General features: G+C 62.4%; 9 protein-coding genes. 5 read left to right on the top strand and 4 right to left on the bottom strand.

Features of this window, described 5'->3' with window-relative positions; translation table 11 throughout:
• Positions 1-45: 45 nt before the first annotated feature.
• The 3 genes from ACNPM8_RS02145 (at position 46) to ACNPM8_RS02135 (ending at position 4,829) form a co-directional block, all read left to right on the top strand.
• Positions 46-2,367 (top strand): FdhF/YdeP family oxidoreductase, encoded by a 2,322-nt coding sequence (locus ACNPM8_RS02145; protein ID WP_448939216.1) that lies wholly within the window; start codon positions 46-48, stop codon positions 2,365-2,367.
• 158 nt (positions 2,368-2,525) lie between these two features.
• The gene (locus ACNPM8_RS02140) at positions 2,526-4,007 is read left to right on the top strand and encodes a nucleobase:cation symporter-2 family protein (RefSeq protein WP_448939215.1); all 1,482 of its coding nucleotides are present in this window, start codon (positions 2,526-2,528) and stop codon (positions 4,005-4,007) included.
• A gap of 195 nt (positions 4,008-4,202) precedes the next feature.
• Positions 4,203-4,829 (top strand): hypothetical protein, encoded by a 627-nt coding sequence (locus ACNPM8_RS02135; protein WP_448939214.1) that lies wholly within the window; start codon positions 4,203-4,205, stop codon positions 4,827-4,829.
• Positions 4,830-5,555: 726 nt separating this feature from the next.
• Here the strand turns inward: ACNPM8_RS02135 and ACNPM8_RS02130 are convergent.
• Entirely contained in the window at positions 5,556-6,437 is an 882-nt protein-coding gene (locus ACNPM8_RS02130) for an SPFH domain-containing protein (protein ID WP_400289437.1), read from the bottom strand.
• 133 nt (positions 6,438-6,570) lie between these two features.
• Here ACNPM8_RS02130 and ACNPM8_RS02125 point away from each other — a divergent pair, with 133 nt between their 5' ends.
• A complete protein-coding gene (locus ACNPM8_RS02125; protein ID WP_448939213.1) occupies positions 6,571-7,560 on the top strand; it encodes an aldo/keto reductase in 990 nt (329 codons plus the stop codon).
• 23 nt (positions 7,561-7,583) lie between these two features.
• On the opposite strand, the gene nirB is transcribed toward ACNPM8_RS02125, so the two are convergent.
• Positions 7,584-10,199: a nitrite reductase large subunit NirB gene (nirB, locus tag ACNPM8_RS02120; RefSeq protein WP_448939212.1), complete on the bottom strand. Its 2,616-nt coding sequence runs from the start codon at positions 10,197-10,199 to the stop codon at positions 7,584-7,586.
• Positions 10,200-10,557: 358 nt separating this feature from the next.
• On the opposite strand from nirB, the gene nirD reads away from it, so the two are divergent.
• Positions 10,558-10,935, top strand: a complete 378-nt coding sequence (gene nirD / locus ACNPM8_RS02115) for a nitrite reductase small subunit NirD (protein WP_105662151.1) — start codon at positions 10,558-10,560, stop codon at positions 10,933-10,935.
• 263 nt (positions 10,936-11,198) lie between these two features.
• Here the strand turns inward: nirD and ACNPM8_RS02110 are convergent, their stop codons facing one another.
• Positions 11,199-12,689 carry an FAD-dependent oxidoreductase gene (locus ACNPM8_RS02110; protein ID WP_105656193.1) on the bottom strand — a complete coding sequence of 497 codons (1,491 nt, stop codon included), beginning with the start codon at positions 12,687-12,689 and terminating at the stop codon, positions 11,199-11,201.
• Complete coding sequence (locus ACNPM8_RS02105) at positions 12,686-14,821, bottom strand: molybdopterin oxidoreductase family protein (RefSeq protein ID WP_448939211.1); 2,136 nt, start codon at positions 14,819-14,821, stop codon at positions 12,686-12,688. The genes ACNPM8_RS02110 and ACNPM8_RS02105 overlap by 4 nt, the downstream gene beginning before the upstream one ends.
• Position 14,822 lies beyond the last annotated feature (1 nt).

Below are 14,822 nucleotides of genomic sequence, written 5' to 3'. Positions count from 1 at the left end.
TGAGCTGGATATCAGTACCGGCCGCGCTACCAATAGGAGGGTCTCATGCATCGTTCGGCACCCAAAAAGGACATCAACGAAGATGAACTGAAGGTCAGCGAACCCAAGCACGCCGCCGCCGGCCTGAAGGCCGTGATGGTATCCATGGAGCGCGGCTTCGCCGAAGCCGGCCCGTCGCGTACCCTGCGCTCGATGCTTCGCGTCAACCAGCACGACGGCTTCGACTGCCCGGGCTGCGCGTGGCCTGAATCCATCACCGGCAAGCGCAAGCCCGCCGAGTTCTGCGAGAACGGCGCCAAGGCCATCGCCGAGGAAGCCAGCGCCCGCACCGTCACCCCGGAGTGGTTTGCTCAGCACTCCATCGAGGATCTGCGCGACAAGACCGAATACTGGCTGGGCTCGCAGGGCCGGATCACCGCTCCGATGATCATTCGCGAGGGGGAGACCCACTACTCCCCGATTAGCTGGGCGCAGGCCTTCTCGACCATCGCCGAGCACGTGAACGCGACCACCCCGGACAAGTGCGTGTTCTACACCTCCGGGCGCACCGCGAACGAGACCGCGTTCATGTACCAGCTGCTCGCCCGCTCGCTGGGCACCAACAACCTGCCCGACTGCTCGAACATGTGCCACGAATCCTCGGGCAGCGCGCTGAACCCGACCATCGGCATCGGCAAGGGCACCGTGTCATTGGAAGACTTCGATCATGCGGACTTGATTTTCGTGGTGGGCCAGAATCCCGGCACCAACCATCCGCGCATGCTCTCCGCGCTGGCCGATGCGCGCAAGCGAGGCGCCCGCATCGTTGCAGTGAACCCGCTGCCGGAGGCAGGCTTCTTCGGGTTCAAGGACCCGCAGACCGTGGGCGGCATGCTGGGCAAGGCCGACCCGATTTCCAGCGACTTCCTGCAGATCAAGGGCGGTGGCGACCTGGCCCTGTTCCAGGCCTTCGGCCACCTGCTGCTCGAAGAAGAGAAGAAGCATCCGGGCACCGTGGTGGACCACGAGTTCATCGCCGCGGTCACCGACGGGTTCGAGGCCTACCAGGCCGCGCGCGCCACCTTGGACTGGGAAGCTACCGAGAAGGCCACCGGACTGACCCGCACCCAGATCACCGAGATCGCGATGCTGCTGGCCAAGTCCAAGGCCACCATCATCTGCTGGGCGCTGGGCCTGACCCAGCAGCCGCACTCGGTGCCGACGCTGAAGGAAATCATCAACCTGCTGCTTTTGCAGGGCAACTTCGGCAAGCCAGGTGCTGGCGCCTGCCCGGTGCGCGGGCACTCCAATGTGCAGGGCGATCGCACCATGGGCATCTGGGAGAAGCCCGGCGAGCAGCTGCTCGAAGCGCTGGATGCCGAATTCGGCATCGAATCCCCGCGCGCCCACGGCTACGATTCCACCGAGGCCCTGCATGCCTTCGAGAAGGACGAAGTGGACGTGTTCGTCTCCATGGGCGGCAACTTCGCCCTGGCCAACTCGGACACCGAAGCGCTGGAGGCGGGCATGCAGCGTGCCAAGCTGACCGTGCACATCTCCACCAAGCCCAACCGCTCGCATGTGGTGCACGGCAAGACCTCGCTGATCCTGCCGACCCTGGGCCGCACCGACAAGGACGACAAGCACCCCACCGGTGCACAGTTCCTTTCGGTGGAGGACTCCATGTCGGTGATCAAGTCCACCCGCGGCCGGCTCACCCCGGTCTCCGAGCACCTGCTGGCCGAACCGGTCATCGTTGCCCGCATGGCCCAGGCCATCCTGGGCGATGGGCACCCGGTCAACTGGCGTGCCATGGCCGAGGACTACGACGTGATCCGCGACCACATCGAGAAGGTGCTGCCCGGCTTCGAGGACTTCAACACCCGGGTGCGGGAAAAGAACGGCTTCGTGCTGCCCAATCCGCCGCGCGATACCCGCTCCTTTGCCACGGACATCGGCAAGGGCCGCTTCACCGTCTCCGAGTTCGAGGCCTTGGAAGCCCCCGAAGGCCACCTGATCCTGCAGACCATGCGCAGCCACGACCAGTACAACACCACCTTCTACGGGCTCGATGACCGCTACCGCGGGATCAAGGATGGCCGCCGGGTCATCCTGATCAACCCGGAGGACCTGGCCGAGACCGGGTACAGTGACCGGGACCTGGTGGACGTGATCTCCACCTTCGCCGGCTCCGAACGCCGTGCCAACCGTTTCCGCCTGGTGTCCTATCCGACGGCCAAGGGCTGCGTGGCGGCCTACTACCCGGAGGCCAACGCGCTGGTGCACCGCGATCTGGTGGCCCGCGAGTCCAATACGCCGGGTTTCAAGGCGATGATGGTGCGTTTCGTCGAGCACACCCAGCAGCCTGGACGCACGCTGGATAGCTGACGTGGAGCAGTGCTAAGCGCTTGACGTAATGCACCTCGCAGCCATTTGCGCTTCACCAGCTGTCAACCTGGCGGGCTTGTGCGGGAGAATTGACGGCGGGGCGCATCCCGAACGCATGGGGTGCGCCAATCCGCAGTCCACCGAAGAGGAAATTCCCCATGAGTGCTGCCCGCAGCCAATCCGCTGAGAGCATCAGACCCGAAGACGAACGCCTGCCTGTGCCGAAAACCGTGGCCTACGGTTTCCAGCATGTGCTGACCATGTACGGCGGCATCATCGCTCCGCCGCTGGTGATGGGCGGGGCTGCGGGAATGGACACGGCCGAAATGGGCGTGCTCGTCGCCAGCTGCCTGTTCATCGGCGGCCTGGCCACCATCCTGCAAACCCTGGGCGTGCCATTCTTCGGCGCCCAGCTGCCGCTGGTCCAGGGCACGTCCTTCTCCGGGGTGGCCACCATGATCGCCATCCTCAACGGCGGGGGAGGCATGCCGGCAGTCTTCGGCGCGGTGCTCGCCTCGGGCGCCATAGGCATCGTCATTGCCCCGTTCTTCGCCAAGCTGCTGCGCTTCTTCCCGCCGGTGGTCACCGGCGTGGTGATCACGATTATCGGCGTCTCGCTCTTCCCGGTCACCGCCGACTGGGCCATGGGCGGGGCGGGCGCAGGGGATTCCTATGGCTCGATCAAGAACATCGCCCTGGCCGCCATTACCCTGCTGATCCTGCTGGCGCTGTCCAAGTCCGGCATCCCTGCGCTCTCGCGGCTGTCCATCCTGCTATCCATTGCCTTGGGCACCCTGGTGGCAGTGTTCATGGGCATGGCCGATTTCTCGCAGGTGCTCACCGGCGACATTTTCGCGGTTCCCACTCCGTTCGCCTTCGGCGCCCCGGTCTTCGAGATCGGAGCCATCATCTCGATGATGATCGTCATCCTGGTGACCTATACCGAAACCACCGCAGACATGCTCGCCGTGGCCGAGGTGACCGGATCCAAGGTGGATTCGCGGCGCATCGCCAACGGCCTTCGCGCCGACATGCTCTCCTCCACCGTCGCCCCGATCTTCAACACCTTCACCCAGTCGGCCTTCGCGCAGAACGTCGGGCTGGTGGCCATTACCGGTGTGAAGAGCCGCTTCGTGGTGGCCGCCGGTGGCGGCATCCTGGTGGTCCTCGGCCTGCTGCCAGTGCTTGGCCGCGTGGTCGCCTCCATCCCCTCCCCGGTACTGGGCGGCGCCGGCGTGGTGCTGTTCGGCTCGGTAGCGGCCGCAGGCATCCGCACCTTGGCCAAGGCCAAGGATGACAACATGAACATGCTGATCATCGCGACCTCGCTGGCCTTCGGCTGCATTCCCATGGTCAAGCCCGACTTCTACGCCGAATTCCCTGCCTGGGTTGGCACCATCTTCCAGTCCAGCATCTCCTCGGCCACCATCATGGCGGTGCTGCTGAACATCATCTTCAACGAGCTGAACTGGGGCAAGAAGGAAACGTCGCTGCGCACCGTCTACAAGTACCAGCTGGCCGGCCTTGAAGACGGCGACCGCCTGATCGATGGCAAGCTGTACGACTCGAAGGGCCTGGAAATCCAGGTCATCTCGGAGCAGCCAGGCCACGCCGGTGACCGTCCGATGCCGCAGGGCTAGCTCCGCGGAAGTATTCGTCTACCGAGCCCAATCTAAATCGAGGATTGAGCGCATGGCCGTTCATCTTGACCTTGAGTATGAACAGTTTTCAAGCCGTTCATCGGTCGGATTCTGGTAGATTCTGAGGGTTTCAGACGCGTTGGCGCTCGCCTAGAATGTGGGACATTTCAGCCACGTTTAAAATTCGACAAGAACATGACTTTAATCAAAGATAAATCGCGTGCGGTCATCGCGATTGGCCGGCGCAGAATCCCGGTAGCATTAGCTCAAATGATGATACGTAAGATCTATTCAGGTTGTCTTGCTTTAGCAACTATTTGTGCCCTTTCCGCTTGCGGCGGGGTTCAAGCCACGCAGACTGGGGCATTGGCCCTAGGCGCTCCTGAAGGCGACGTCGAAAACACTTTGTGCGGAATATTTCACGAGCAGAACTTCGTCGGGGATGTAGCATCCAGCACCTCAGGGGATCCGCTATGGATCACCGACGTGCAAGCTGTAGAGGCCACGGGCTGGGAATCAAAGCGATCCGTGGCAGCACTGCTACCCGAAGGTGAGACTAGCTTGTTGGCGTGGACTAATGAGAGCCTCAAAGAGGCAGAATTCAAAGAAATCGCTGAGAGATTAGCACCTTTAGAAAGTCCCATCGAAGTCCCTGCCGGGGAAAATGTGCAGGTAGGTCTCGAGGGTGCCGTGAAGAATGGTGTGGAAAACGCTGAAGTTTCACAGCTTCGGGTCATTTATAAGACAGATTTGAAATCGTCGAAAAGCTTTTCTGCTGTCGGAAATATCCGCTACGAATGGCGAGCTCAAAGCTGCGAGTGACCGTTGTGTGACCAAGGTTTCTTGGGCTATCACGTGGTTGAGAACAACAGGATCCCCCAGCCAATACTGTTAGGGGTTCTGTTGCTCCTATTGGAAGCTGACTAGATCAGTGCAGTATTTGTGTAGTCAAATTCGAAGCGCGCCCGCACGCTTATTGACCTTTCAGTTTCAGATGCGAACACATAGGAGTCACGCCGATTTTCGGCGTCGTAGAAACTTGGCGCTGGGGCGTGCTCAAATTCATTGACCTCATCGGCTGCCACCTGCTCCGGCGTGCGGAGAGCAGGTCTTCCTCCAGATCAAATACTGTGTTCTCCTATGGTGCAGTCTTGATGATCCCTTTCAGCGCTTTCACTCGAGATGGATCTGAACCATGCCTGCACTCGCGCGAAGCCAGTCAGATGAACTGTGTAGGACTTCCAACCAATTGATAGAAAGAGACTCGGAAGAACACGACATGACCTTCTAAGACGACCCGGCTGAACAGCCAGTGGAAAACGCCTCAGACATCGCCGACAGGTTCGCGGCTTGAGAGTATTTAGGGATCATCAACGACTCTGTTTCAGAAACTTGACCCGCTCATCTCATTAGCAAGTAGCGATTCATAAATCTTTTCCCCACGAGTCACCCCGTAAACACCAGCGCAACGAAGTTCATTAGTGCAGGTCCAAAGTTAAGCTAGTCATCGCCCCTGTCCTGTGGACGGGGGCGATGACCAAAGGGGGACTATTTGCTGTCTTTGTCGCCAGTCATCGTAATGGGCTGGACCCCGGAATTCGGGAAGCAGCCGATAGGGCTCTGGCCGGACTCCGCGACAATGTCCAGGCACTTGGACGTCAAGGTTTCTGGGGTCAGCGAGCGTTCCAGGATCTTGTTGGCTTCTGCTTCAGCGGTGCTGGTCTGCTTGCGTTGCTGGGCCACGCGGGTCTTGGCGGTTTCCGCCTGCAGCTCGTTGATGCGGTTCTGCGTCGGCTCGTCGAAATTGATGATCGGCAAGGTAACCGAGCGGATCTCGATCTGGGTCTTGACCTTGGCCTGCATCTTTTCCTGGACGGACTTCGCCAGGCCCTCCAAGTCCTGGCCGCCGCTGGCCGGTTCGCCGTATTCCAGCGGATCATAGGTGGCCATGACCTCGTTCAATGCGGCGCGGAAGTTGCGGTCGACGAGGTTGGACTGGATGCCCTCGAAGGTGCGGTAATCCAGGAACACGTCCATCGCATCGTCGGTCTTCAGCTGCCACTGGATCGAGGCGTCAACGTCGGCTCGGCCGTTGTTGCCCAGGCGAACCGGGATGGCGCTGCTGGCGGAGTAGACGTCGTTCTGCACCGAGCCATCCAGCTTCTCGACCTTTTCCCATGGCCACTTCAGGTGGAAGCCGTTGCTCACCACGGAGGTCGGCTTGCCTAGCGCGACCTTCACGCCTACAGTGCGTGGCTGCACGATGGTGGTTGACATGATGGCCAGCACGATCAGCGAGACGATGAAGATGCTGATTCCGGTGAAGCGCGTGGAAGAGCGGTTCTTGTTTTCTGGCTTCATGGATTTGCTGGCAAGCATGACGAGCAATCCTACGACGGCGCAAATGACCGCAAGAATAGTGGGGAACATGATCTCCTCGATGGTGTGACGGTAATTTATATTCTATCGTTTAGATAATTGAGAACAAATTCAGACACCGCAACACAGCAGAATGATCTGCCATCGACCGGAAATATGCACTGCGGGCACTAGACTCGGAGGCATGCAAAAACGAGAACTTGGACGTACCCACCGCAACGTGTCGGCCATTGGCCTGGGCACCTGGCAACTAGGCGCTGACTGGGGCTCGGTAGACGAGACCGACGCGCTAGCCGTACTCGATGCCGCCTACGAAGCCGGGGTGAACTTCTTCGACACCGCCGATGTCTACGGCGATGGCCGCAGCGAGCAGCTGATCGGCACTTGGCTGAAGGCCAACCCGGATGCCGGGGTCACCGTGGCCACCAAAATGGGCCGCCGTGTCGAGCAGCTGCCGGAGAACTACAACCTGGATGCCTTCCGCGCGTGGAATGACCGCTCCCGCAAGAACCTGGGCGTGGACACCCTGGACCTGGTCCAGCTGCACTGCCCGCCAACCCCGGTGTACTCCACCGATGCGATCTACGATGCGCTGGACACCATGGTGGATGAAGGCCGGATGGCCAACTACGGCGTTTCGGTGGAAACCGTGGATGAGGCGCTGGCGGCAATTGCCCGCCCGAACATTGCCACCGTGCAGATCATCATCAACGCCTTCCGCCACAAGCCGCTGGAAACCGTGCTTCCAGCAGCCCGCGAGGCAGGGGTGGGGATCATCGCCCGGGTGCCGCTGGCCAGCGGATTGCTGACTAACCGCTACACCCTGCAGACCGAGTTCGCCAAGGACGACCACCGCAACTTCAACCGCGACGGCTCCTCCTTCGACGTCGGGGAGACCTTCTCCGGCGTGGACTACGCCACCGGTCTTCAAGCCGCTGGCGAGTTCGCCAAGCTGGCTGCCGCCGAGGCGCCCGAAGCCACCAGTGCCCAGGTGGCTTTGGCTTGGCTGGCCGCCCAGGACGGGGTGAGCACCATCATCCCCGGAGCCCGCAACGCACAGCAGGCCCGCGCGAACGCGGCTGCCGGCTCGCTGCGGATCTCCGAGGGATTCAACGCCTCGGTCCGCGCCCTCTACGACGCCAAGCTGCGCGAACAGATCCACCCGCGCTGGTAGGCAGCACGGGTGGGATGCCGTTCCTAGCCTTGCGGCGCCCCGACCGGGATGCTGGCACCTAGTGCCACCGGCTCGGCGGGGCGCTGCTGTCCCCGCTCGGAAACATATTCCAGCTCGGTATCCGGTGCGGCGGTGTTCACGAAGGAACGGAAGCGCTTGAGCTTCACCGGGTCGGCCAAGGTGGCGGCCCACTCGTCCTCGTAGTTGGCCACGTGGGTTTCCATGGCCGCTTCCAACTCGTCGGCCAGGCCCAGCGAATCCTCGATCACCACCTGCTTGGCCCGTTCCAATCCGCCATCCAGGTCCTGCAGCCAATGCGCGGTGCGCTGCAGCTTGTCCGCGGTGCGGATGTAGTACATCAGGTAGCGGTCGATGTACTTGAACAGCGTTTGATCATCCAGCCCGCCGGCCAGCAGTTGGGCATGGGCCGGGTTGGCGCCGCCGTTGCCGCCCACATACAGGTTCCAGCCATCGGTGGTGGCGATCACGCCGATGTCCTTGGCGCGGGCCTCGGCGCACTCGCGGGCACAGCCCGAAACGCCCATCTTCAGCTTGTGCGGTGCCCGCAGGCCCCGGTAGCGCAGCTCCATTTCGATGCCCAGCGCGGTGGAATCGAGCATGCCGTATCGGCACCAGGATGAACCGACGCAGGTCTTCACATTGCGCAGCGACTTGCCGTAGGCCTGGCCCGATTCGAAGCCGGCGTCCACCAGCTCGCGCCAGATCTCGGGCAGCTGCTCCAAGCGGGCGCCGAACATGTCGATGCGCAGGCCGCCGGTGAGCTTGGTGTACAGGCCGTATTTCTGCGCCACCGCTGCAATCACGCCGAGCTTCTCGGGGGTGATCTCCCCGCCCGGGATGCGCGGCACCACCGAGTAGGTGCCGTCCTTCTGCATATTGGCCAGCACGCGGTCGTTGGTGTCCTGGGCGCCGGCAAGACCTGCATCCATCGGGTGGGCGCTGGTCTGCGAGGAGAGGATATTGGCGATCACCGGCTTGCAGATATCGCAGCCCTGGCCGGTGCCGAAGCGTTCCATCACCTCGCCGAAGGCCTGCAACCCGGCCACGCGGATGGCTTCGTAGAGCTCCGGACGGGAGAAGGAAATATGCTCGCACAGGGCGGTGGAAACTTCCGCGCCGTCCTTGAGCATCTGCGCTTCCATGAGCTTCTTGAGCATCGGCACGCATGACCCGCACTGGGTGCCGGCACGGGTGCACCCCTTCAGCCCGGAAACGGTGGTCACCGGCGCTTCGCCCTCGAAGCAGCCGCAACCGGAAACGGCATCGCGGATGGTGCCGGCGGTGACCGAATTGCAGGAGCACAGCACCGCATCATCGGGCAGTTCGCCCTCCGGCGCTTCGCCGCCCAAGGCGCTGAGGTACGCGCCTGGTTCGCCGGGCAGCTCCCGTCCGAGTAAAGGACGCAGCGACTGGTACGGGGTGGCATCGCCAACGAAAATGCCGCCGAGCAGTGTCTTGGCATCGGAGGAAACCACGAGCTTCTGGTACAGGCCACGCGGGGCATCGGCATAGACCACTTCCAGCGCCCCCTCGGCGCGGGCGAAGCCATCGCCGAAGCTGGCCACGTCCACACCGGAGAGCTTGAGCTTGGTGGCGGTGTCGAAGCCAGCGAATTCGGCTTCGCCCCCGGCCAGCTGTTCGGCCACTATTTCCGCCATGGCGTTGGCCGGAGCGACCAGGCCGATGCAGAAACCCTCGTAGTTCGCGACCTCGCCGATAGCCCAGATGTGCTCGATATCGGTGGCGCAATGCGCGTCGATGACCACGCCGCCGCGGGGGCCCATGCCGAAACGGGGTGCCGGGCTGCCTGCTTCGTCAAGGGCCGCGTTGTAATTGCGGATCAGCTCATCGCGGGGACGAACACCGATCGAAACGACCACTATATCCGCATCGATGGTGCGTTCATCAGCCATCAGCACGCCGGTGACAGCCGTGCTGCCAGACTCCTGGCTGGTCAGGATTTCTTGCGGGAAAACGCCGTTGTGGACGGTGAATCCGGTTTGCTCGATGAGCCGGCCCATGGCCTGGCCAGCGCCTTCATCCAGCTGGGTGCCCATCAGCCATTTGCCGCCATCAATGACTACTGCCTCCGCACCCAGTGCTTGGGCACCCGCGGCAGCTTCCAAACCGAGCAGCCCGCCACCGATGGTAGCTACCACCGGGGTGCGGCCCAGGGAAGCTGAAAGTTCCTTGACCTTCTGCGCGATGGACCAGACATCTTCCAGCGTGCGGTACACAAAGGTGTGCTCGTTGCCGGCGATTGGCAACGTGGCCGCGTTGGAACCGGTGGCCAGCACCAATTCGTCGTAGCTGAAGATGCGTCCGTCTTCCGTGGTGACCGTCCGCTTGGTGCTGTCGATAGCGATGGCCTTGGCGTTGGTTTCCAAGGCGACATGCTCGGCTTCCCAGAGCTTCGGATCGCCGAGGGTGAGATCGACTCCGGGGTTGGTTAACGCCTGGGAGAGCGCCACGCGATCATAGGGAAGGTGGGTTTCTTCGGTCAATACCGTGATGCTCAGATCCTGCGGTGCGCGGCTGGCCAGGGCTTCGGTGAAGCGGTGGGCTGCGGGACCGCCGCCGATAACCAGGATGTTGTGTGCATTGTGTGGAGTACCCATGATCAATTTCGACTTTCGCTGGGAAACGGTGAGTTTCAGGCTGATGAGTCCACTGTAGAAAGCATGCTTTGCGCCGCAATTACCCTTGTGTTTCGGCCGGAGCAATTCTCTCCACCATCAGACGAAAGCCAGGTGAAGCGGCTGAAACATATTCGAATCATTCGCAATGGGCAATCGTTGCGCAAAGGCAATTGGACAGGATAAACCAGCGGATTTCCGGGAGAATCCAGGATTCACGGTGCCCATTTTTGCTGTTAGGCATGCTTTACGGACTGGCAACGGCTGGAAGCATCGGGCGAAACATGCGGCTTCTAAGCTCGGTATGTCAGCAGATGCCAACCACGAAGGGCTTACGTTCATGAGCACGCAAATTGCAGAAGACACCCGTGAAGCTACTTTGAGCTTGGCTCCGCTTTGCCGCAGTGCAGAGCTGGAGCGTGGATGGGGAGAAGCGCTGTGGCTCGAGGCCACACAGCTAGCCCTGTTCCGTACCGAAGAAGATGCCTTCTACGCAACCTCGCATCACTGCCCGAACAGCGGCGCGAAGGTCATGGCCCGCGGCATTCTGGGCGACACCATGGTCGAAGGAACCAGCGTGGCCACCGTTGCCTGCCCGCTGCACAAGGAAGTGTACCGACTGGATACCGGCGAATGCCTGAACGCCGATTCGCTGCCGCTGCCAGTGCAGCGGCTCATGGAAATCGAGGGACAGCTATGGATGGAGCAGAGCAAATGAGTATCAAATCAGATCGCAGCCTGAACGTCGAGCATTCGGCCTGGCAAGGCTGGTACGAACTGAACGACGAGACGGATTCGCTTGCAACCAACTAGCTCCGGCTATCGCATTTTCCAGCGGTGGCGTGCAAGAATAAGGCAACTCGCATCATCATCCAAACGCAGGGACGAAAGCTCACGGCTTTCGTCCCTGCGATTTTGCGTTCCGGCCGGGCATAGGCAAGGGCGGCCAGCTAGCTGGGAGCCGACCGCCCATTGGAGCCATTACGCCAGGGCAGGCGCCTTGGCCAGCAACTCTTCGATCTTCGCTTTGCACCCGCCGCATCCGGTGCCCGCACGGCAGTTCTCGCCGACCTCGGCGACGGTGGTGCAACCAGCGCCTACAGCATGGGTTACCTGGCCGTAGGTAGCGCCCGAACAGCGGCACAGCTGATCATCATCGCTGGGGATAGCAGCGATTTGATCCGTTGCCGGATCATCCAGCCGCAAGAGGGCCGAACGGTCTTCAGGCAACGCGGTGGCCCGTTCATAGGCCAGCACGAGTTCGGCACTGGTTTGCGGCAATCCCATGGCCAGGAATCCGGTGACCGTATCCTGCCGGGTGACGATCTTCAGGTACCGTCCGCGCGCAGGATCTGCATAGACGGTTGCCTGCAGATCGGTATCGTCCCAATAACCGGCGCTGATATCGCCGGCTGCAGTCAGCTCGATGCCTTGTCCCTTGAGCATCAATACATCAGAAGCAGAGAAGTCCGGGGCAGCAAGCGGCTCGGAGCCAGAGGAACCAGCCAGCCGCAACAACTGCTGGGACAACCATGCGGCTTGTGCCCAGCCCGGGGCCAGCAGTCCGACCGGTGGCTGTCCGGCAACTTCGGCACAGTCGCCGAGGGCGAAAATTCGCTGCTCGGTATCGGCGCAAAGGAATTCATCAGTCTTAATACCGCGGCCCACCGGTAATCCGCAGCCCGAGGCCAGCTCTGTTCTGGCTCTCACACCCGTGGAAATGAGCAGGGCATCAGCCTGGATCAGTCCGTGGGTGGAAGTCATCAGGCCGGTGAAACCCTGTGCATCCTTCTGAATGCCACTGGCCTTCGCACCAGGGATCACCTCGACACCTGCTTCACGCAGATTACGCGTCAGCAGCGCCCCTCCATCTGCATCCACGACGCGTCCCAAGGGAGCCGGACCATGATGCACCAGCACCGGTTGGGCGCCGGTGCGCGCAATGGCCAAGGCCGCCTCGATACCCAGAACTCCGCCGCCGAGAATTAAAATGCGTTGGCCCAGACCGATCGATTCCCGCAGCTGGTGGGCGTCATCCACCGTGCGCAGCGCGAAAACTCCGGCTGGCAGTGAAGCATCAGCGTGCGGATCGAAATTCAGGCCGTTGAGCGTGGGGATTACCGCTCGGGCGCCGGTGGCGAAAACAAGCCGGTCGTAGGACACATAGTCGTTGCCGCCCAGATGGATCCGGCGCCGTGAGCGATCGATGCCGGTAGCCTGCACGCCCAAGCGCACGTCGACTCCGGCATCGGCCAAGCGCTGCGGATCCACCATGCCCAAATGCCCGAACTCGGCGGCTCCCACTGCCAGTTCAGCGAGCAGCACACGGTTGTAGGCCAGGTGGTCTTCGGCGCTGATGATGGTGATGGCGCAGTGGCCGGCCGCCGCTGCCGGGAGCAGCCCTTCGACAAGGGACGCGGCGACGGGGCCGAAGCCAATGATGATAATGCGTTGCGGGCGTTGCTCGTTCATTGTTCCTCTTTCACAGCGCTCAGCGAAACATGGGCGTGCTTGAATTCCGGCATCTTGCTGCGCGGGTCGACCTTCGCCTCGGTCAGCAGGTTTGCGGTACCGGAATCCGGGTAGTGGAAGGGCAAGAAGACCGTGTCCAGCCGGGCATCCGAGCTCAACAGTGCGCGGGCGGTGACTTCACCGCGTTCATTGCTGATCACGACCTTTTGCCCCTGGGCAATCTGGTGGGCTAGGGCTGTGGCTGGATGGATTTCCAGCAGCGGTTCCGGGGCGGCCTGGGCCAGCTCGGGAACACGGCGGGTCTGCGCGCCAGACTGGTAGTGCTCAAGCAGGCGGCCGGTCACCAGGGACACGGCCGAGTTGCTCCTCCGGGGTTCCGGTTGGAAAGCAACTGGCACCAGCACTGCACGCCGATCCGCATGGGCAAAACCGCCAAGGAATAGCCGAGGGGTTCCATTGCGGATGCCGCGCTCGGCCTTCACTTCAGTGCCTGCAGGGCACGGCCAGTAGATGGCCGCCCCGGCATCGAGGTCATCCCAGCTCACCCCCGAGTAATCCGCCAAGCCGCCGGCTGACGCCAATTTGAGTTCTTCGAAAACTTCCCGCGGATCGGGGGAGAAGCGGCCGGGAGCATCCAGGCGTTGGGCGAGCTGGGCGAGGATCCACAGTTCGCCGCGCGCATGTTCCGGTGCCGCCAAGGCAGCGCGGCGGCGCAGGATCCGCCCCTCCAAGTTGGTCATGCTGCCTTCTTCTTCAGCCCATTGCAGCACCGGCAAGACCAGGTCCGCTTGGGCTGCGGTCTCCGAGAGGAAGAAGTCGCAGACCACCAGGAAATCCAGCCTGGACAGTGCGTGGATCACACGCGACGCATCGGGTGCGGAGATCACCGGGTTGGCCCCGTGGACCATCAGCATGCGCGGACCGGTGGGGGTACCTAGCGCGTCGAGGAGTTCAACGGCGGGCAGCCCGGGACCGGGAATGGTTTCCGGGGCAACGCCCCAGACGCGGGCTACCTGCGCACGGTGTTCCGGGTCGGTGATCTTGCGGTAGCCGGGAAGCTGGTCGCACTTTTGCCCGTGTTCCCGACCGCCCTGCCCGTTGCCCTGGCCGGTGATGGTGCCGTAGCCGCCGGCCAGGGTGCCGGGCAGGCCCAGTAGCAGTGCGAGGTTGATCGCGGCGGTGACCGTATCGGTGCCGTTGGAATGCTGCTCGATGCCGCGGCCGGTGAGGATGTAGACCGGCTTGCCGCCGGCCTTCGCTTCGCTGGCTGCCTGCGCCAAGGCCCGGGCGGTGTGCCGGATCTGCTCGGCAGGAACACCGGTGACCTGGGCGGTGCGTTCTGGCCACCAGCTGGACAGGGCGGCTTTTATAGAATCGAAACCGTTGGTGCGGGCGGCCAAGTAGCTGGTATCGGCCAGGGACTCGGCCATCAGCACGTGGGCCAAGCCCAGCAGCAGCGGTAGGTCGGTGGCCGGGGTTGGCTGCAGGTGCCAGCCAGCATTATCGGCGCAGAGCTTGGCTGTTGCAGAACGCCGCGGATCAACCACTATCAGCCCGCCGTTCTCACGGGCTCCGGCCAGATGCCGGACAAAGGGCGGCATCGTATCGGCGACATTGGAACCGAGCATCAGGATCATCCCGGCCGAATCCAGATCAGCCAGCGGGAAAGGCAATCCCCGGTCCAAGCCGAAGGCGCGGTTGGTGCCGGCGGCTGCCGAGGACATGCAGAACCGTCCGTTGTAGTCGATCCGCGAGGTACCTAGGGCCAGCCGCGCGAACTTGCCCAGCTGGTAGGCCTTTTCATTGGTCAGCGAACCGGAACCGAAGACCGCGAGTGCGTCGGCTCCGGATTCGGCCCGGATGCCCAGCGCCTTTTCGGCAACCAGATCCAGCGCATGCTCCCAGCTAACCGGGGCAAAGCTTCCATCGGGCTGGCGGAGCAGGGGTGATTGCAGGCGTTCTGGGTGATCGAGCAGCGTGGCGGCGCTATAGCCTTTGCGGCACAGCGCCCCGCCATTGGTCTCGAAGTCCCGTCCCCTCAGGCTCACCGGTTCGGTGCCGTGATCCTGCTGGTTGGATTCCAAGGTGATGCCGCACTGCAGGGCGCAATAGGGGCAATGAGTGTCGGTCATC

It is taken from the genome of Glutamicibacter sp. AGC46 (assembly GCF_053543715.1).
The sequence above is the reverse complement of the archived record's forward strand: the minus strand, read 5'-3'. Positions and strand labels throughout refer to the sequence as shown.